Annotated in this window: 18 protein-coding genes; all 18 read right to left on the bottom strand. The window is 36.6% G+C overall.

Going from position 1 to position 19,332, the window contains the following annotated elements; genetic code table 11:
• Nucleotides 1-5: 5 nt before the first annotated feature.
• The 18 genes from ACN0NP_RS09310 to ACN0NP_RS09225 all read right to left on the bottom strand — a co-directional run bounded on the left by ACN0NP_RS09310 (nt 6) and on the right by ACN0NP_RS09225 (nt 19,045).
• Complete coding sequence (locus tag ACN0NP_RS09310; protein ID WP_294426564.1) at nt 6-368, bottom strand: hypothetical protein; 363 nt, start codon at nt 366-368, stop codon at nt 6-8.
• 1 nt (nt 369) lies between these two features.
• Nucleotides 370-1,785 carry a Y-family DNA polymerase gene (locus ACN0NP_RS09305; protein ID WP_423217242.1) on the bottom strand — a complete coding sequence of 472 codons (1,416 nt, stop codon included), beginning with the start codon at nt 1,783-1,785 and terminating at the stop codon, nt 370-372.
• Complete coding sequence (locus ACN0NP_RS09300; RefSeq protein WP_423217241.1) at nt 1,786-1,989, bottom strand: hypothetical protein; 204 nt, start codon at nt 1,987-1,989, stop codon at nt 1,786-1,788. It lies immediately after the preceding gene.
• Nucleotide 1,990: 1 nt separating this feature from the next.
• The gene (locus ACN0NP_RS09295; protein WP_423217240.1) at nt 1,991-2,677 is read right to left on the bottom strand and encodes a LexA family transcriptional regulator; all 687 of its coding nucleotides are present in this window, start codon (nt 2,675-2,677) and stop codon (nt 1,991-1,993) included.
• Nucleotides 2,678-2,888: 211 nt separating this feature from the next.
• Entirely contained in the window at nt 2,889-3,266 is a 378-nt protein-coding gene (gene dhaM, locus ACN0NP_RS09290; RefSeq protein WP_074601865.1) for a dihydroxyacetone kinase phosphoryl donor subunit DhaM, read from the bottom strand.
• Nucleotides 3,259-3,849 carry a dihydroxyacetone kinase subunit DhaL gene (dhaL, locus tag ACN0NP_RS09285; RefSeq protein WP_423217239.1) on the bottom strand — a complete coding sequence of 197 codons (591 nt, stop codon included), beginning with the start codon at nt 3,847-3,849 and terminating at the stop codon, nt 3,259-3,261. The genes dhaM and dhaL overlap by 8 nt, the downstream gene beginning before the upstream one ends.
• A gap of 156 nt (nt 3,850-4,005) precedes the next feature.
• Nucleotides 4,006-5,331, bottom strand: coding sequence for an MATE family efflux transporter (locus tag ACN0NP_RS09280; RefSeq protein ID WP_423217238.1), 1,326 nt, complete (start codon nt 5,329-5,331; stop codon nt 4,006-4,008).
• A gap of 148 nt (nt 5,332-5,479) precedes the next feature.
• On the bottom strand, nt 5,480-6,118 hold the full coding sequence (locus ACN0NP_RS09275; protein WP_423217237.1) for a type II CAAX prenyl endopeptidase Rce1 family protein: 639 nt from the start codon (nt 6,116-6,118) through the stop codon (nt 5,480-5,482).
• A gap of 199 nt (nt 6,119-6,317) precedes the next feature.
• Nucleotides 6,318-10,850 carry a glycoside hydrolase family 70 protein gene (locus tag ACN0NP_RS09270; protein ID WP_423217236.1) on the bottom strand — a complete coding sequence of 1,511 codons (4,533 nt, stop codon included), beginning with the start codon at nt 10,848-10,850 and terminating at the stop codon, nt 6,318-6,320.
• 54 nt (nt 10,851-10,904) lie between these two features.
• On the bottom strand, nt 10,905-11,801 hold the full coding sequence (locus ACN0NP_RS09265; RefSeq protein WP_423217235.1) for a helix-turn-helix domain-containing protein: 897 nt from the start codon (nt 11,799-11,801) through the stop codon (nt 10,905-10,907).
• Between the two features lie 198 nt (nt 11,802-11,999).
• Complete coding sequence (locus ACN0NP_RS09260) at nt 12,000-12,671, bottom strand: methyltransferase (RefSeq protein ID WP_423217234.1); 672 nt, start codon at nt 12,669-12,671, stop codon at nt 12,000-12,002.
• A gap of 19 nt (nt 12,672-12,690) precedes the next feature.
• On the bottom strand, nt 12,691-13,512 hold the full coding sequence (locus tag ACN0NP_RS09255) for a type II CAAX prenyl endopeptidase Rce1 family protein (RefSeq protein ID WP_423217233.1): 822 nt from the start codon (nt 13,510-13,512) through the stop codon (nt 12,691-12,693).
• Between the two features lie 68 nt (nt 13,513-13,580).
• The gene (locus ACN0NP_RS09250; protein WP_234701902.1) at nt 13,581-14,321 is read right to left on the bottom strand and encodes an alpha/beta fold hydrolase; all 741 of its coding nucleotides are present in this window, start codon (nt 14,319-14,321) and stop codon (nt 13,581-13,583) included.
• A gap of 27 nt (nt 14,322-14,348) precedes the next feature.
• The gene (locus tag ACN0NP_RS09245; RefSeq protein ID WP_033152562.1) at nt 14,349-15,116 is read right to left on the bottom strand and encodes a CPBP family intramembrane glutamic endopeptidase; all 768 of its coding nucleotides are present in this window, start codon (nt 15,114-15,116) and stop codon (nt 14,349-14,351) included.
• A 145-nt stretch (nt 15,117-15,261) separates the two neighbouring features.
• Nucleotides 15,262-15,999 carry a LiaF domain-containing protein gene (locus tag ACN0NP_RS09240; protein ID WP_423217232.1) on the bottom strand — a complete coding sequence of 246 codons (738 nt, stop codon included), beginning with the start codon at nt 15,997-15,999 and terminating at the stop codon, nt 15,262-15,264.
• Nucleotides 15,996-16,457, bottom strand: a complete 462-nt coding sequence (locus ACN0NP_RS09235; RefSeq protein ID WP_021142246.1) for a LytTR family DNA-binding domain-containing protein — start codon at nt 16,455-16,457, stop codon at nt 15,996-15,998. Before ACN0NP_RS09235 ends, ACN0NP_RS09240 begins: the two co-directional genes overlap by 4 nt.
• 127 nt (nt 16,458-16,584) lie before the next feature.
• The gene (locus tag ACN0NP_RS09230) at nt 16,585-17,070 is read right to left on the bottom strand and encodes an NUDIX hydrolase (RefSeq protein WP_074601844.1); all 486 of its coding nucleotides are present in this window, start codon (nt 17,068-17,070) and stop codon (nt 16,585-16,587) included.
• Between the two features lie 94 nt (nt 17,071-17,164).
• Nucleotides 17,165-19,045: a hypothetical protein gene (locus ACN0NP_RS09225; RefSeq protein WP_423217231.1), complete on the bottom strand. Its 1,881-nt coding sequence runs from the start codon at nt 19,043-19,045 to the stop codon at nt 17,165-17,167.
• Between the last annotated feature and the right edge of the window lie 287 nt (nt 19,046-19,332).

Below are 19,332 nucleotides of genomic sequence, written 5' to 3'. Positions count from 1 at the left end.
AAAAATTAGACTACTCCTTCAACTTCGACGCCGATTGCTAGGATGTCCTTGGTTTTGATGAGGTGGTAGTGGGACTTTGTCTTGATGGTGATTTCTTGTGGGGTGATTTCGGTGATTTTGCCCCTGAGTTGTTGGCTGTGGTCTTTGTCTTTTGCGGTTGTAAAAACACCAGTGAGGTGGCTGGTGTAGAGTTGGCTTAAGAGAAGGGCTTTTTGGTCTTTGGTAAGGTTGGTGTGTAGGAGTTCTTTGGTTTTGTCAGCTTTTAGTGAGCTGGTGTGTTCTGATAAGAAAAAGCCCATCCATTTTTCCATGCCTCTGTCGTAGTGCTCACGCGCCGCTTGAAATGGTAAATAACTGCGGTCAATCATCTTAACTTAATCCATCCAATCCTCCTGCTGAATGCCCTCCGACCAATTTGCTGCGCTCTAAACTGCGTGAGGCTTCCTGCAGAGCATTAGCCTTTTGAATAGTCGTAAAGCCAAACTGATCACGAATAGCATCGATAGCTGATTGGAGCCTTTCTTCTTTTTCTATTTTTTCAATGTCATCAAATAAGGAAAACGTACTGTACGATTCATCGACTAAGCCTGAATAAGATACCGCGATATGTCTGACTGCACCCGAATCGTATTTTTTGCGCAGCAAAGCTAAAACGTACTCAGTCAGTTGCTTGGTGTTATTGCTAGGTTCGATTTTCATTTGCGCCTGAATGCGGTGCTTTTTCTCTTGCTTTGAAAAGCCGACATAAATCGACACATTTGTCGCCTTCTTGTGCGCTCTTCTCAGGCGAATAGCAACCTGCTCTGCCATTTCCCTAAAAACTAACTCGATATCGGCCTTCTTACGATAATCACGTGGCAAAACCTGAGAATTGCCAATACTCTTAGACTTAGGCTTGTAGGGCTGATGAACGTTGCTTTCATCAATGCCGTTAGCATGAAAGAAGAGGTCGACCCCCACGATACCAAGCTCTTTCTTGAGAATATCGGGATTGAAATTAGCAAGTTCTTTGATGGTAAAAATGCCAAGCTTATTAAGACGCTTTTCCATACGGCTGCCAATCCCCCAAAAGTCAGTCATCTTAGAAATCGCCCAAACCTTAGTCTCGACGTCCTCATAAGACCAATTGGCACGCATGTTCTGATTGTGCTTGGCTTCGTTATCAAGGGCAAGCTTTGCAAGCAATGGATTGGCATTTGACATGCCAACCGTTGAGTAGATGCCTGTCTTTTGCCAAATTTCTCGCTGAATCATGGCAGAAACCTTATCTAACTTTTCTTTCTTACCTAGGGTCTTATCAGGGATAAAATAGTTCAGCGATGAGGTCAAGTCGATAAAACCTTCGTCAATAGAGTACGGCAAGATGTCTTCGATGCTGCCATAGTTTTGAAAGATATGCTGAATTTCTAGATTTTTCTCAATGTAACGGTCCATTCGCGGTGGCACAATCCAAGTCGCCTTTGCCCAATTTTCGATGTAAGCGACATATTCAGGCGTCGTAGGCAAACCTTGACGTTTGGCATTGTAATAAGAAAACTTGCGCGTGTGAACATCAAACGGCAAATCATAAGCTCGGCTTACATTTGACGTTCCAAAAACTTTCTTAAATGTCGGTGAAGACGCTAAAATCAAGCCACTGGCATTTTCAGCTCGGCTCATAACGCAAAGCGAAGTTTTCAAAGGATGCAAGCCACGGTCCACGCACTCCACACTAGCATAAAAGGACTTCATATCCACAAAGGCGATATCAGAACGCGGCTCTCGTGAATAATCAAAATAGCCCATCTAAGCCTCCATGGTAATCAGGATAGAATCATTGACCAAAAAGGCGTATGGTGAGAGTTCGCTGTCTTGATTTTCCGGTAAATAAACTCTTGAAAACCGCTGATGCATGACAGAATCCACAAAATCATCCATATCAAAAATTTCGACCTTGCTATCAGGAGCTAAGTCATATGAATCCAAGTCTAAAATATCTTTTAATCGCATCTTATCCTCCTATGATTGGTATAAAACTTCCAACGATTTTCCCGACAATACGCGGATTTTCATCGTATGGTGCAAATTTATCGGCGTAATCTTTGTTAATCGATACTAGGCGTAGCCCATTTTCCTCGCGGTAAACTTTTTTGATATAAGTCTGTGAATTCCAAACAACGGCATAAACTGCACCGTCGTAGTCAAACCCAGTGTCACGAATGAGAGCTACTGAGCCATTATGATAAGTCGGTTCCATAGAATCCCCATCAATCCACGAGGCAAAATCATGCGCCAACTCTTTATCAAAATAAACTGTATCGTAATCCATATCATCATAGACATTAGCACCGATACCAGCTGACAAACGTTCGTAAACCTTGTAGGCAAAACGTGGTTCTTGAACCATAGTAACCACCTTGCGCTGCTGTTCAAGTAAATCTTGAACATAAGTCAAAGCTTTATCCTGATTTTGGTCAGTTAATTGCTTATAAAGAGTCGCAATCTCAAGCTCAGAAAAATAGCCGTGCGACACTTGCAAAAGCTCTTCTAACTTAGCCAAGTTAGCTTTTGTTGGCTTTGCCGTACCTTTTTCCCAAGCAAAATAAGACTGTTTAGAAATCCCAAGTTCCCTTGCTAGTTCTGTCTGCTTCAAACCAAGCTCCAAACGACGATTTTTTAACTTTTCAGGATAATACATCAAACTCACCTCTTTTATCGCATTTTGTAAAGATAAACTGATTTGTTTTTAAAAAGTCAGTTGTATAACTGACTTTATTATATAAAAAAAGTGGAACATTGTCCACTTTGACATGTAGATAAAGTCGCAAAGATTATTACCAATTTTTCCATTAAATCTGGATGTTTAGCAGAAAAAAAGCGGACCTAGGCCCGCTTAGATTTTTTTATCCTTATTTATCGATGTCCATTTCGCGAAGTTGTTCGATGACCGCTTCAAATGGAACACCTGCTTGCAGTAAAGAGGCTGCTGTATAAGCCCCTTCAACGAGAGGAACTTTACACATGAGGATGTTCTTTTCAGACAATTCCCCAACCATTTCTAGATTCATCTTTGAAGAGCCAAAATCAAAGAATCCTAGCAAGGTATCTGCAGCGTTGTTATCGACTGTTTCTTTGATTTGTTGGAAACTTGTTCCGATTCTACCATCTTCAGTTCCACCAGAAAATGTAATTGGAACATCTGTTGCCACTTGTGAGATTAATTCTACAACGCCTTGAGCAATATCTTTTGAGTGTGACACAATAACAATACCAGTTTTCTTAGACATAATCATTTTCCTCCGCTTCTAATAGTGCTTTAAACAATAGACCTGATGAATACGAACCAGGATCGACAAGCCCAAGTGAACCATCTGCAGCATATGCATGACGTCCCTTTTTAGCTCTCAAAAGAGCTGTCTTTAGAATATACTCATCAATACGCTCTGGTGTTAGCTGATGATTTTTCAAATCTTCTACTACAGGCGCCCAGACATCAACCATAGTTTTATCATCGATTTCTGCTCGACCACGCCTTTGAATCATGACCAAACCTTCTTTGATATCATGGTAAAGCGAGTCATCTGCTTCTTCAGCCCTTGCCATTCCTAAAAATGCTGAGCCATACAACGTTCCAGACACACCACCGACTTTTGTCAAAAGAAGCATCCCCGTTTCTGTAAACAAATCAACTGTCGATGCAAATTCTTTTGGTTCAACGGCATTGACAACAGCTGTCATACCACGTAGCATGTTTTCACCATGGTCTCCATCTCCTCCCATCGTTGAGTCCAATTCAGCTAAAACAGCTACATTTTCTTGGATTTTTTCGTAGAACAAGATGAGCCATCTTTTTGCAGTCTCTAATTTCATATAAAACACTCCTTTTATCATCCTAAACACTGCTAAAAAGAAAACGGTATCATAGAAACCTTTTTCTTCATTATAAAACTTTTTAATTAAAAGGTCTCACATAAAGTCGTAAAACGGCCTATTTTTTGACAATTTGTCAATTTTGGTGAAAACAGCTTATTTAATAGTGTTCATCCATTTTCTGCTACGGAACATAAAGACCGAAACGATAAATCTAAAGAGTTCTTCTTGTGACAAAATGAAGTAAACCCAGACAATCGGAAGTTTAAGAACTAGTCCTGTAAATAGCCCCAAAGGTACTCCGATGCACCACGTTCCTAAAATATCGATAATCATGATGTACTTGGTTCTCCCACCGCTTCGGATAACACCACCACCCAAAATCATATTTTGAACTTTAACCGGTGCTAAAATCGCAAAAGTCAACAAGAGTTGTGATCCGACTTGTCTAACATCAGGACCAACATTATATAAGTCAATGTAGAGATTTTCACCCAGAACCAAGAAGATTGATAAGATGAGAGAGCCTACAAAACCATAAAAGCACAAACGTTTCGAATCCTGATAAGCTCGTTCGTAATCATGCTCACCAAGCCTGCGTCCGATTAAAATTCCCGCCGCTTGTGACAAGCCAGACAAAGCCCCAATAAATAGCCCCTGAATGGGACCAGTTAGAGACATCCCAGCAAGCTCGCTCGTTCCCATGTGCCCATAAATGTAGGTATTGACATTTTGCCCCAAAGTCCAAAGCAACTCATTAACCACAATAGGCGTTAACATGATGAGGTACTGACTAATCTCTGAAGCCTTCATCCGCAAATCAAAGCTAAATTGACAAGTTCTATGGTAGAAATAAACCATCAAGGCTAGATTCACTACTTGAGACATTAAACTAGCTAGCGCAGCCCCCTTGATTCCCATGGCAGGAAAGCCAAAATGCCCAAAAATCAAGAGATAGTTTAAGCAGGTATTGACCACCGCAGCGACTGCACTGATGTAGAGCGGATACTTAGCGTAATTTCGACAACGCAATTGAACCGCTAAAAGCGTTGCGACCCCAGACAAAGGATAAACCCAAGCTAAGAGCTGAATATAGGGCTTAGCTGTCACCACAACTTCGGTATCCTTAGTAAAAATTCCTGCTAAAACATCAGGCAAGATTAAGCACAAGCCCATGGTAAATAAAGCCAAGCACAGCATAACTAAGAGGTTAACTGACATGCTGGTGTTAATCTTTTTCTGGTCATTTTTTCCCATATACTGAGAAACCATGATACCCGTTACGGTCGCAATCGCTCCGCTAACAAAGGCAAAGACAAACTGTGGCTTTCCACCAACTTCAACGGCTGCAATGGCAGTCTTTCCAAGCTGTCCGACCATTAATTGGTCTATCATTGAAAAGGATGACTGCAGCATGGCTTGTAAGGCTACGGGAATGGCAATTGCCATTGCTTCTCTTAAAAAATGTTCTCTTTTTGCCATAATTTTTCTCCATCATTATTACTAAGTGCATTATATCGCAAACGCTTGCATATCACTAGTGGTCTATCTGCACAATTTTTTTGGTCATTTAAACCTAAAAAGCACCCTTAGCCAAATTCAGCTAAAGGTGCTATTTGTAAGATTTCAGTTAAGATAACCAATGAATCAAGGTAGCTATCACATCGCTGCCATTGCCGATACGATTGCCAATAAAATGCGCCGTCATAACAACATAAATATTTCTAGTTTTAATGTAAGAAAGGCTCAACGGCAGTGCCCAAATCATAGTCAGAAATATTCCCCACGGTGCTAGCGAATGCTCACAGGCATATAAAAACATACTTAGAATCGTTGTAATAACAACTGTTTTTTTGCTATCGAAGAGAATCAAATTTTTTCGATAAAATGTCTCTTCAGTAATTGCGGGAAATAAAATTGTTGAAATGGCAAATACGCCTAAAGTCAGCCAAGTATCTCTTCTTAAATTAATAGTCCCAGTCTCAAGTCCAGGAAAAATGCCTTCCAAAATCGTCGTAAGAATAAAAGCAAGCATAAATCCTAAAAAAGTAAGCAAAACCTGAATCCAATACTTCTTACCACTTCTAAAACTCAAAAACCATTCTTTCAGATTGAGGTCCTTAGAGATAAGAAAATAAACAAACAACAAAACATAAAAAAAGGCATTCACATAAATAAAATCATCTTTCGGAAAAATATAGTATGAGATGATAAATAGAATCTCGATAATAAGCGGGATTAAATTTGCTTTGACGTATTTTAAAAACATATCCTTCTTTTCTTCTCCTCATATTTAATCTACAAAAATTATACAACAAGATCGCGTAAACCACAGCAATAAAAAAGTCTACTAAGACTTAGTATTTAAATACTAAACCTAGTAGACTTTATTTTTATTATGGAGTTATTGCATTTTAAGGACTATACTGATGCTTAGTATTTAAATACCAAAGTTATAAAATGTGTAGCTAAGCTTCTGCTTTGGCTGCAATAGTAAGTTCTGAGTCATCTACCATGTCGCCTGATTTAGCGTCATAGTAATGTTCATTTCCGTTAGCGTCTGTAGCAAATCCGCCTTTAGTTTGAACACCATTTTCATCGAAATGCAATTCTTGACCGTTGATTTCTTGATCACCAGTTACGACTTGACCGTTTTCGTCAAAGTAATACCAGTTGTCACCATCAGCAATAAATTTATTTGTGGCAAGGTCACCTGAATCTGGATCGTAAAAGTGACGATTTCCTTCTGCATCTGTTACGAAGATACCTTTAGCTTGGAGACCATCTTCAGCAAAGTAAAGTTTTTGACCACGAATAACTTGTGAACCTGTTGCCAAGTTACCATTTTCATCAGCGAAATACCAGTGGTTGTCACCTGTTGTGAAGAAATCACCAACAAATTTTTCACCAGATTTAGCATCATAGTAACTACGTGTACCATCTTCATTGGTTACAAAGATACCTTTAGCTTGAAGACCGTCTTCAGCAAAGTAAAGTTTTTGACCACGAATAACTTGTGAACCAGTTGCCAAGTTACCATTTTCATCAGCGTAATACCAGTGATTATCACCTGTTGTGAAGAAATCACCAACGAATTTTTCACCTGATTTAGCATCATAGTAACTACGTGTACCGTCTTCGTTTGTTACGAAAATGCCTTTAGCTTGGACACCATTTTCATCAAAGTACAATTGTTGACCGTTAATTGTTTGGGCACCTTTAACTGCTACACCATCTTCGTTAAAGTAATACCATCCGCCATTGATGAGGGCGAATTCACCTGCAACCATTGCACCTGAATCACCTTTGAAGTAACGAGTGTTGCCATCTTTGTCTTTGACAAGTTGACCTTTAACTTGGTTACCATTTTCATCATAGTATTGGTAATCTTCACCGATTTTGACAAGACCACGCGCCATGACACCGTCTTTACCAAAGTAACGCCAGTTAGTAACTTTCTTAGTCACACCATCAACTGTTTCAGTTGAATCAAAGGCATAATAGTGACCACCTGCATAACGGCTACCTGATTTACCAAAGTAATATTGGTTACCGTTAGCGTCTTCGTAGATAGCGTCACGAAGTTCAATACCATTTGGCAAGAAGAAGTAAGTTTCACCATCGATTTCACGCATACCTGTCACCATGTGACCTTCTTCGTCAAAGTAATAACGATTTCCGTTGTACACGATAAATGATGATTTAGCTTGGTATCCACTTGTTGAGAAGTAAGTCATGCCTTTACCATCATAGTAGAAACCAGTTTTAGCATCATCTGATGTCATTTGTTTTGGAAGGAAGGCTCCATTTTCAGTGACTGTGAAGTATGTACCTGTTGCTTGGTCGTTAAGAACGTAATCTGAACCTTTACCAAGAATGTTTGTTCCGTTGAAGTATTCAGCTTTCCAAACTTTAATCTTAGTTGATGGGTCAATTTTTTGACCGTTAGAAATCATGACACGTTCAAAGATTGATGGGTAAGTTTTTTGAAGATAATCTAAGAATTCACCACCATATTGTGCTTGGTAGTCTTTACCACTACTTTTAGTGTTTGCGGCATATGGTTTGTTCTTAATTTGAGCACCTTCGCGTTCTTCACCATAGTCGTTAACACGAGTTGCTGTAACAATTTCTTCACCTGGAAGAGCGTAGATTTGGTCTGGAACCCAGTCAGCAATAACTTGAATACCACGTTTGTGAAGGGCTTTAATAGCATTTCGCAAATCTTCTGCTGAACCGTATTTATTGTTTTTGCTCATTGCCAAGTCATAACGGTCGCTAAAGGCATAACCATTTTGGATGATTGAATCAAGGAATGTACCGTCAGTTGATGACACGTATTGTGGTGCCAATTCAAATGATGTGACACCCCATGATGCAAAGAGATCAGCATTTTCAGCAATAACTTTATTAGTGTATTGTGAAGGATCTTTTACAAAGTCTTGGAAGTTTGAGAATCCTTCAAAGATAACTTGTGAATCAAGAGCTGCCGATGTTTCGTAAGTTAATTTGCCCGCTTCTTTAGCTTCTGTACTTGCTTTAACACGAATATCTTGATCAGCAGCTGCACCAACTGGTACCCAAACAGTAAGGAAACCATTCATATCAACAGTTTGGAAACCTTTGATTTCATCACCTGTGAAGTAGATAAATCCGTTTTCGTCTACAAGTTTAGTGATGTCTGTATCAGAATCGTTAAGGTAAGCTTGCAAACCGTTTTCAGTTGGTGAAAGCAATGGACGGTAATATTGACCAGCATGTGCAATACCAACTTGTACTGCAATCACATCAGAACCATTTAATTTAAGATTTGGATTGTTAGAGATGATTGTGACAATACCTGAAGTTGGAACAGATTCGTCTGTTGCTTTTTGGTCAGCAGTCATGATACCTTTACCGAAACGAACTGATGTTAAAATACCACCATTTGCTCCTGCTGGGTATTGAACGTTCATTGCTTGACCACCAGCTGCGTATTTGATACGAGATTTAAGAAGAGCAACGATTTGGTTATAGTATGGAGATTTAACTGCCATGTATTGACCATTGTCAGTGAACAAATCACCATAGTAAACACGTGGAACAGATTCCATATTTGTCAAAAGAAGTGCATAAGCTGCTGGAATATTGAAGTGAGTGTATTTTTTGTGAACACTGTTCATATCAGCGTTATAGATTTCAAAGGCTTTTTGCAATTCTTCAAGTGTGAATGTGAAACCATCTGTTTTCGGATTGATTTGACCAGCGATGATTGATGCGATAATACCTTGTACTTCACTATCGTGTGCACGAACAAAAGCATATGAAGGCATTGTATCACCGTAAGCACTATCTACTGTACGGTCAGTCATACCAAGATCATTATGAATCAATGATTCCAAATTTGAACGGCTACCTTCTGGACGTGTTAAAACATCAAGGAAAGCCATACGAAGGCCGTTGTCAATAGCAAGGGCTGCACCATTTGTATCATGGTTATAATCAGGGTCATTGAAACTCCAAGCTTCTAGAATAGAAATATGAGCAAGAGCTTGTGCTTCTGTTTTATTAACGCCGTAAGCTGCTTCAAACAAGTCTGTGTAAAGTTGAAGAAGGTCAGCATCCACGTTATCCACGGCATCAACACGAACACCATCAAAGTTGGCTTCAGCATCACCAAAGACCACTTTACCCCAGTTCATAAGGTAATAAAGTTGGTTCAATTGTTCTGCTTGAACAACTGGGTTTGAGTTATCAACGTCGTTTGCAAGCAAGAAGTCATAACCACCTGTGCGGTCTGCTTTGTGGTAATTTGTTTGCCCGTTTTGGTAAGTCGGTGCGCGGTTAAGAAGACGGTAGTCTGAATTAGCCCATTCAGTCAAATCACTGTTAACGTAAAGAAGGGCACCACCTTGCAAGTGGTCAGTGTCACGGTCTTCAGAATTCATGTTCCATTTGTCTTGTGTAGCTACAAATGAAGCAATGATTTCACGCAACCAAGCAGCGTTACCACGACGTGCGATTTCTTGTTCGATTTTAATTTGAATAGCTTCTGCTGCAACGTTCAATGTTGATTGTTTGTCAGTTGCTGAGTATTTTTTACCCATGCCAAAGTATTCAGACATATGGTTAAGGTAGTTGACTTGTGTATCAACATCAGGCCACCATGCCATGACCAATGGACGGTAAGTGTCTTCTGTTGAATCAACCCATTTTTCACCATTTTCCAAAACTTTAGTAGGACGATACCAAGAGTTGGCAGTCAAATACCCGTCAACCAATTCAAAGCTTTTTTCAGTTGAATCGTAAGCTTGGTTATTTTTTGAGAAGTTATCGACAAGATTTGTCAAACCTTCTGTAAATGAGTAAGTTGAAGTTGATGACAAAGCACCTGTTTCAGCATCAAAGTAAAGCAATTGACCATTTACAGTGATGGCGAAGTTTTTCTTAACAGTACCATCTTCTTGGACATAGTAGTATTTACCATCAATTTTCTTGATGTTGTCCAAGCTCAATTGTTCGTCTTCTGCTTTTTGTGTTTCTTCTTCAGCTGCTTTTGTTGTCTTGTCATCACGAACATCAGTTTCAGATGTTTTTTGACTGTCGTCTACGACATCTTCAACATCAGTTGTTTCTGATTGTTCAGTTGAGTCAGCTTTTTCTTGAGTTTCTTCTGATGAAGCTTCTGTAGTTTCAGCTTTTTCTACTGAACTTTCAGTTGTTTCTTGAGTAGCATCTCCAGTTGTAGTTTCAGCATTTGTTTCTTCTTTTACTGTTGAACTAGCTTCTGTTGATGACTCTTGAGTGTTGACATCTGTGCTACTTGTTTGAGTTTGACTACTGCTTTCGCTTGTTCTTGGCATGTCACTTCCTCGTGTAACAGCATACTCGTCGGCAGATACTTGTTGTGTTGAGCTAGCAACTCCCACGCCTACTCCTGCAACAAGTGCCAAACTTGTAACGGCAATAGTTACCCATTGCTTTTTAACTTTGTGTAGCTTATAGCGAATCTTTTTTTCCATAAATCCTCCTAAATAAATTCCATAAAAAGATTACAGCTATTAGTTTACTCAAAATTATAAATGGGTTAATTCTTTTTGCATATGTGATGTTTCTTGTTTTAAATCTGAAATTCTATCTAGCATTTGCTGAGCGATGCTATGGCATTCCAAAAAAATCATGACTTCTGCGCATTTTTCCATGACCTGCAAACCTGATAAATTCCCTGTTTTAAACAAGTAATAGCCACGGCAATATTTGATAGCATTTCGCATAAATAAATCTGTTTCATTCTGTTTTAAATTATCAGCGTAATTTAACAGCTTGAAAGCCAGTGAAAAGTGACTTCTTTCAATACAAACGTTAATGATATTGAATAACATCTGGTTCACCAAATGTCGATTTTCTGGGATTTCTTGATAAAACTGCGTTCTACTAATCATCTCGCAAGCAAAAGTTTCCACCATACTGTTAGTCATCAAAGAAGCGCCGTAAGTGAACAGCCATAGTTCATAACGCCCCCATTCATCAACAGAAAACAGATAGTCAACCAAAAATTGAACATCTTTTTTAGCAATCTTTTCTTGCTGATTACATTGGTAAATCAACGCTCTAACAATAATCGTATTGAGTTTATAAAATTTTTGACTTGGAAACGCTGCTTCTAGCTGATGACATTTAACCAAGTAATGTTTCAAGGTCAATATATTTTTTTCAAGATAGGCTTTAGCCACTTCATCCTGAAAAAGTAGTCTTTGATTTTGCGAATAATTGCGACAAACGCATTGAAATTCAGCAATAGAGACATTCATATTCTCTAAGCAATGATAAAGTGTATCAGCGTTTATGTTGCTGACACCACGCTCAAAGCGTGACAATTGTGCAATCGAAATAACTTCCCCGGCTATTTCCTTTTGCGATAAACCTTTTGACTCCCTCAAAAGTTTAAAGTATTTTCCTAAATTATTTTCCATGTTGTATCCCTTTCCATAAAAAATAGAACAGTATCTATATTACTCCATTTTTAGGTTTATGAAAAGATATTTTTGTATGTTTTCAAGAAAATTTCAGAAAAGTTCAATTATCATTCGGAATTTGCAGCTTTGCAAAGTCTTACTTTGATTAATCAAACGACTTTTGCTTATTAAAAAAGCCATTTCAAAAGAAATGACTTACCAAATAAACGGAAATAATCTGTACTGAACTTTCTTCTCATATGCCAAATAGCCTTCTAAATCTTTTTCTAGTACTGCTTCTTCATTACGAATGCGCTTGATGATTAACGGAAGATAGCAGAGCAAAATAATAAAAGAAAGTAGTGAGCCTAAAACCAATCCCATTGATAAAAACAAAAGTATAGTTGCCGTGTACATCGGGTGACGAATCACACCATATAATCCTGTATCAATCACCTTTTGCCCTTCTTGAACCTCAATCGTTCGAGCTAGATAGGCATTTTCACGCAAAACTTCTGCATACATGCAATAAGCTAATAGAAAAATAACTGCTGCGATATAGCTGACACTAGCTGATAAGCGAAGCCAATTGAAACGAAAACTAAAACCAGCTGTCAGAAAAGCTGCGATAAACATCAGCGCGCTGAACTTAATAACCTGCTGTTGCTCTTTCTCACTTTCTTTAGCATTAAGACGCTTTTTAAGCAATTCTGGACTAAAAATCATCATGACAAGCCCTGCCAAGAACATCGGAATAAAAAGAATCGCCAATAATAGCCAAGCGTTCCAATAACACAAAGTCCCTGCTGGAAGAAATAACAAAGTGGCGACAAGCAAAAAGCCAAGGAAAAATTTGCTGATAGCTTGCAAAAAAGGTCTCTTACTCATTTATCTCACCCCATTCAAATCAAATAGGCAACCCAAATAAACAAAAGCGAATAAAATCAACGGTACCGTGGGCAATCATAGCCGATACAATATCTCGTTTTCTCTGCAAAAAAGCAAAAATCAATCCAAAAATTAGGATGTATAAAACCACTGAAATCAGCCATTCCAGCAATCCAGATAGAAAACCATTGTTAAAACACTCCACCGTATGCGGTAATATATGCGGAACAGTCATCATGGCATAAGTTGTCAATTCCTGACCTTTCGTATTCAGCTTCTCGCCACTTATCATGGCTAAACAAAAAGCGTAAAAAACAGTTCGATAAGCAACTTCTTCAATAATAGCTGGGCTTAAAGAAAGTAAAAAAGCGTAAAAAATACTAGAAGGCTGAAGGCTATTGCTTCCTAACATCAGTAAACAATTAATAGCACCCCAAATGAGTCCACATAGTATTCCAATACTAACACTTGTTGCAATACTTTTTCTTGAATGTCCTTTAAACCATTTTAGTGCTCCTTCTGGTTTTTGAGCAAAAACAGCCATCACAGCACAAGCCGATAAAAAGACAAGTAAGATATTAAAAATCGATAATGGTGTCATGTGAATTAGTTCTGACAAAGCATATAAACTACAAAGCACACTAGAACTGATAAGGTGCTTACGCTGCAAATAACGATGGTATTTCCAAAGGATAAAACTAGCAATCACAAGCGCATAAAATTCTAAAAGAAGCCAAATAAGCTGTTTTTGTTTTAGTATTAGAATGCCAAACCAAAAAAGCACTAAATATACCAGAAAAGATAGCCACACTCTGTTTAATTTCATATTTTCTTTTTTCATAATTCTCTTCATAATTGTTATTGATTATAGTTATCATATCATATTTAAAAATCTTTTACCTAAATTTTTTATTTTATAAACGCTTCTAATTCAGCTACATAAGCTGCCGTATTACCAGCAAAATAACCACAATGTGGGTAGCCCATTCGGATAATCACATCAACTTCTGGAAGATATTTTTTAAAAGCTTTTTTAGAAACGCCAAGATCAAAATCTTTCTCACCGTACTCTAAATGAAGCTTACTTTGCTGCTCTTGCGTTAATAGCTGTAAATTATAATGACAACATGCGTGACAAATAGCATCGATATCCTGACTAGTAATTCTATCAAAATTTTTCGTCATCAACTTAGCCAAATCCTCGCCATACATTTTAACAAGAGATTGTGATGCAGCTGCGCCTGACTTTTTTAGTGCTCTTTTCTTTTGTCTAAAAAGAAGGCGCGTGACATTTTCCAACAACCAAGCATTTTTCTTTAGAGCAACTCCGTCAAACCAAGCGTGTTCAATTTTGAAACGTTGGTCATTAAATAATCGCCATCCAATAGCTACACCCAGTGAGGCGCCATAAACCAGTTTAATATCAAAATACCCTTTTTCTTCCAAATAATATTTCAGATGTTGATATTCATCATCGGCACTCAAATACTGTCCCGCTTTACCATGACCACCTTGATCAGGTGCAATAATACAATAATCACCTTTTAAATAAGGCTTCATCAAATGATATAAATTCTCGCCAGATATCATCATCGGAGCTAAAAGAATTATTTTGGGATGTGCAGGATTACCAAATTCATGGATATACATTTATCACTCACTTCTTTCATTAATTTTTTAATCCTTGTTTTTTAAAAGGGACAAACCATAAATGCCTAACAAAACATAAGCTACAAGTGACGTTACCAAGGCAATTTGCGGATATTGATTGCTTGTTGAAAAACAGAAAGGAATGCCACAAAGGTCGATAACAAAGTGTAAGACGATTGGTACCCAAAGGTTACGAGTTTTTACATAGACACTTCCAAGATAAACACCAAGAGCCATTGCCCAGACAGTTTTACAAATAATTGTTCCAAGTGGTTGTCCAAGTGCCCCAAAGACATGACCAAAACCAAATAAGAAAGAAGTTATCAAAATAGCATACAAGACCGCATTCTGACTATTTTCAAAACAATCTTCTAAAAGATTTTGCAGCAATCCTCTCAAATACACTTCTTCTACAAGAGCTACGCCAACATAATAGACAATTCCTTCGATTAAAACACGCCAAAAAGTCGGTTGATTGTCAAATGGTGTTAAGCTGATGCAAAAAACAAGCGTTACAATAAGTGTTGCTATAAATGCTGGCAAACCATACCTTTTCAAGCCCATCATTAGTCCTGACTTTTGTAACCCAAACTGCAAAGACTTAATCCAAAATTTTTGGCACAAGCAACAAACAAGCAAAGCTATGACAAAATTGAACATCAATGTAAAATACATAGGATTAATATCTTTAAAAGTTATTTGACCTAAAAAAGCTGCAGGTAAGGCTGACAGTTCCATAAATGCCATTAGCAAAGTTAAAATCAGCACTTTCAGTTTTGGTAACTTATGTGTCAACGTTATCTCCTAATTCTAAATGTATCTGTTACAAATTTTCATTAAATTTTCAAAACATTTTTATTATACGTTACCTAAAAATGCATTTCAAGACAAAACTAAAAAAGCCTCAAAGAAATTCTTCAAGGCTCTGTGCTTAGCAAGTCTACTCAAAATAAATATCCGTAGTTCCTAGACCATTGTCAACGTTAAGGGTCAAGAGCGATTGGTTAGTATCTGTAGATGATGTGCCATGTGTGTTAATACTTCCAAAACCATTGTCGGCGTTAAGACGCACTCTAAATTCTTTTGGCACATAGACTTGCAGCTTACCTAAGCCATTATCGATATCAATCGTAGCGCCTGCTTCATCTAGACTTGTCCCGTTAAGATAAACTGTCAAACTACCAAGAGCGTTCTCAATTTTACCATGTCTTAACTCATTAACAGACATATATGCTGTTCGTTCGCCTAAACTATTATCAACCGCAAAAGTCCCTTCGCTATCAGAATATTCTTTAGAACTAAAACCATTGCTTTGTCGGTGTTCGTATTTAGTTGATGCGACATTTACCCTTGGTGTGTGACCAAAAATCATTGATAACCCAATCCCTACAAGAACTGACACTAGGATAATGGTAACGGGTGAAACCATGCCAATTCCAAGCAAGTCAGAAAATAAGCAAGCAATGATTCCAAGTGGCACTGTCACTCCCAAAAAACTACGTTTGCCAAAACCATTTACAATGATAAAGTAGATTAAAATCGCAATTAAAACGACTTTCAGCATCAGTTTTACAGGTGGAAATGCTGTCAGAATACCCATTTTATTAAGCATTAGCATGGCAGCAAATAAAATTAATAAAAGTCCTGTGATAATGGAATTGATTCTATGTCTTTTCATCTTTTTAACCTCTTTTCATTCATAATATCAATAAGTGCCTTAATGTAATTTCTTGATGCGTAAGCTTTTTTGCTGGAATGGCTAAAGGAAATCTCACTAGCTCCCGTGATATTTTTCTTAATGCCAGAAATCCTTAGCGTATTCACAATCGTTGAGCGCGAAACTCTGACAAAGTCCCTTGGAAGAAGCTCTTCCAGCTCGTATAATTTTCGCCTTGTTTTGTAAATGTCTGTTGACGTGTGAATCAAGATGTAATTGCCATCAGATTCCATGAAAATAATGCTTTTGAGCTCTAAGAAATGCTCAACATCATCTTGAAAAGCCGATAAACGAAGCCTGCCAGAAGATTGACTGACCAAAGTCTTTTGCAGCTCCAAGATATCATCTGTCAACTCTTTACAATGAATGGTAATGTAATCTTGCTCCAAAGAATCATCGACATCAATGGTGATTTTCACTCCTTCAACCCTCCTTTTGATTATAGTAAAACACACTTGTTATTAATTAGCAATAGTTTGGGATAAGAGGTTAATTTTTGGTGATAAAAGGTAACTAAAAGCAAAGAAAAAAGCTAACCAAATCTGGTTAGCTCAATTCTTCGATAAAGTTCTGTATTCTCTGCGTGGCTAGTTCTTCTCGAGACATTTGACGCAATTCTTCAGCTGTCACCCATTTATACGCTGATGTTTCACCTTCTTGCAAAACAATACTAGCCTTGTCTACATCAGTAAGGCACTGATAATTGACATAATAGGTCTGATGTCTCTGGTGCAACACTCGCCCCACCTCAACAAAATCACCTGTCACGATTCCTGTCTCTTCACGCAATTCGCGTTTGGCACACTCTAAAGGACTTTCACCTTGCAAAGCTGAACCACCAGCAGTCGCTTCCCACATACCACCTAGATTTTTTCTTGAATCTCTCTGAGTTAGCAAATAAGTCCCATCTTGATGCCTCACGATAACTTCACTCACCAAATGATAAACACCCTTTGGAATCTTTTTCCCACGAACCAAAACTTGACCACCGATAACATTCAAATGCGCATCATATGCATCCCAAAGTTCCATTTCAAACCTCCTTTAAAAAACGAAAATAAACAATACAAAATTGCTAAAACATTATATCATACAGGGAAATTTTAAATTCAAATATCCAACTTTTTTATTTGGAATTATTCATCCCAGCATAATATTCAAGTTCATCATTGATCCTTATTACATAAAAAATAGCTATTTGTAATAATTCAAGATAGTATTCTAAATATTTTTTTTCATCTAAATTCGAGAATTTCCCGTGTACAAACTTATTCCGGATTTTTGGCCCATTTCCATATTTCTTATCATCTAAAATAAACGATAGGTAATTTATTTCTGGCTCTGAAAAAACTTTACTTGTATACTCACAAAAATTCTTCTCAACCAAATTTTGTGCAACTACTAGATCTGACTCTAGTTTATAAAACAAACAAAATGTCCCTGTCTTCCAAAGCATATATAAAATTTTTATTTCCCTTATATTTTTAAATTTTATAGCATCATCTACTATCTCAATTATATTTCTTTCAATTAAGTACCATATATCCTTTTGTTGATAATCATTAAAATCACTAATGTTAACACCTATTTCAACAAGTCTAAAGAATGGATGAAACTCTTCATTTGATAAAGTATAAGCAAGATGACTTTGATCAGAAAAAAGCATTAACATAAGGCGACTCGTTTCAGAGTTTGTCTTTAATTTTAGAAACTTATGCTTTTTAAAAGATTTAAGATTATCATATGAAGTAGGTTTAGATTTTATACTTAATAATTCAAAATCAATTTCTCTATTTTTTTCAAATAATTCAAATTGATTCAATATACTATCCATTTCACTAATAATCGATTTACTTCTTTCATAGTAAGAAGAAACTTTATTTGAGCTATTAAAGCGGAAACCTTCAATTCCTAATTCTTCCACAATATATGTATTAAAATACCATTCAATTATTTCTTCAAGATCTATTTTATTGTTTTTTAGATAATCAAAATATGCATGAAATATCAAACTACAAGACATTTTTAAGTTTTTATCATAGCCAGAATAATCAGCATTTGATTTTAATGAAAACAATTCGTAAAAATTGAACGTATCACTATTTAATACTAACCAAGGTAGTCCAGTGTCATAACTAAAAAAATTAAAAAAATAAATATAGTTGTTCAACAATGTCGAGAAATCATGATACTCATCCAATACATTTTTGTTAATAACAATTTTAGAAGTTAGTCCATAATTTTCATAACTAAATAGTTGTTCATTTTCAATTGGAGCTATACTAACCCCTAAAGAGTATGATACCCCTAAATGGTTCTTAAAATGATCTTTCCAAATGCTTTCTGATTTTCTTTTGGATGATAATTTAACTTCATCTTCAAAATAATATCGACTAGTTTTTTTATAATTAAATATTGCTTCTAAATAATTTGGGTTTGCCAAATCACCCTCGCAATACTTCCTTGCCAAATTGTTAACTTCTTCATTAGTAAGATTGATTTTTATAAATAATCCAGTTCGAGAATCAATATATTTTCCCGATTGATGATTTATAAAAAATTCAATATTTTGAGGATAATCTAAAAAATTATTTTTAACTACAACTGGAAATAGCTTAACTATTTCATCAATGCAACTAAGATGTATCAATTGGATATCATACTTATTTACGTATGTTGAAAATCTTTCCTCATCATTCTCGTTTACTTTATTGCATTCAAACAATAATTTCCAAAAAGAATTTCTATACATAATGTTAACATCATCATAGTCAATTTCAAAAAAAGAATCGGACAAATTTTTGAATATATCAACATAAAATTGTTTCATTAAATGCTTAAACTCTTTGAACCTTGATTCCTTTTTCAATAAGTTTATAACTAAATATGTCTCAATAATATAATTTATATTTGTTGATGGTTTATAATCTTTGATAAAAACTTCCACTTTATCATATTCATAAGGTAATATAACATTATTATTAACATGGAAATTTTTCTTCGTCATATAATAAGCTCTCCTAATTCTTAAAAGATATGTAATAATTATAACATCACTATTTTGTTATTACTATAATTAAAAATACAATCAATGAGTACACTAAAATTCCATGATTAATTTGAACATATTTATTTTTATATCGCATCACTTCTGCTATTATCTTTTTCTACTCAAAAACATAAAAACCACTTAGACTATCTTGTCTAAGTGGTTATATCATTTAAACTCGCAGCAGTTCGTGGCTAGCTAAAACTAATCACATCATCATTTTTACTCCTTGCTCTTAGACCGCT

The organism is Streptococcus equinus, from assembly GCF_049393805.1.
In the GTDB taxonomy this organism is placed as follows: domain Bacteria; phylum Bacillota; class Bacilli; order Lactobacillales; family Streptococcaceae; genus Streptococcus; species Streptococcus equinus.
Note: the sequence above shows the minus strand (reverse complement) of the source record. Positions and strands in the feature narration are given on the sequence as shown.

What these genes read in the sequence shown, in the direction of transcription:
- ACN0NP_RS09230 (WP_074601844.1), bottom strand. Translation starts at nt 17,070, where the DNA reads ATGGAACTTTGGGATGCATATGATGCGCATTTGAATGTTATCGGTGGT.
- ACN0NP_RS09260 (WP_423217234.1), bottom strand. Translation starts at nt 12,671, where the DNA reads ATGAGTAAGAGACCTTTTTTGCAAGCTATCAGCAAATTTTTCCTTGGC.
- dhaL (WP_423217239.1), bottom strand. Translation starts at nt 3,849, where the DNA reads ATGAAATTAGAGACTGCAAAAAGATGGCTCATCTTGTTCTACGAAAAA.
- ACN0NP_RS09280 (WP_423217238.1), bottom strand. Translation starts at nt 5,331, where the DNA reads ATGGCAAAAAGAGAACATTTTTTAAGAGAAGCAATGGCAATTGCCATT.
- ACN0NP_RS09265 (WP_423217235.1), bottom strand. Translation starts at nt 11,801, where the DNA reads ATGGAAAATAATTTAGGAAAATACTTTAAACTTTTGAGGGAGTCAAAA.
- dhaM (WP_074601865.1), bottom strand. Translation starts at nt 3,266, where the DNA reads ATGTCTAAGAAAACTGGTATTGTTATTGTGTCACACTCAAAAGATATT.
- ACN0NP_RS09255 (WP_423217233.1), bottom strand. Translation starts at nt 13,512, where the DNA reads ATGAAAAAAGAAAATATGAAATTAAACAGAGTGTGGCTATCTTTTCTG.
- ACN0NP_RS09270 (WP_423217236.1), bottom strand. Translation starts at nt 10,850, where the DNA reads ATGGAAAAAAAGATTCGCTATAAGCTACACAAAGTTAAAAAGCAATGG.
- ACN0NP_RS09300 (WP_423217241.1), bottom strand. Translation starts at nt 1,989, where the DNA reads ATGCGATTAAAAGATATTTTAGACTTGGATTCATATGACTTAGCTCCT.
- ACN0NP_RS09295 (WP_423217240.1), bottom strand. Translation starts at nt 2,677, where the DNA reads ATGTATTATCCTGAAAAGTTAAAAAATCGTCGTTTGGAGCTTGGTTTG.
- ACN0NP_RS09250 (WP_234701902.1), bottom strand. Translation starts at nt 14,321, where the DNA reads ATGTATATCCATGAATTTGGTAATCCTGCACATCCCAAAATAATTCTT.
- ACN0NP_RS09305 (WP_423217242.1), bottom strand. Translation starts at nt 1,785, where the DNA reads ATGGGCTATTTTGATTATTCACGAGAGCCGCGTTCTGATATCGCCTTT.
- ACN0NP_RS09310 (WP_294426564.1), bottom strand. Translation starts at nt 368, where the DNA reads ATGATTGACCGCAGTTATTTACCATTTCAAGCGGCGCGTGAGCACTAC.
- ACN0NP_RS09225 (WP_423217231.1), bottom strand. Translation starts at nt 19,045, where the DNA reads ATGACGAAGAAAAATTTCCATGTTAATAATAATGTTATATTACCTTAT.
- ACN0NP_RS09275 (WP_423217237.1), bottom strand. Translation starts at nt 6,118, where the DNA reads ATGTTTTTAAAATACGTCAAAGCAAATTTAATCCCGCTTATTATCGAG.
- ACN0NP_RS09240 (WP_423217232.1), bottom strand. Translation starts at nt 15,999, where the DNA reads ATGAAAAGACATAGAATCAATTCCATTATCACAGGACTTTTATTAATT.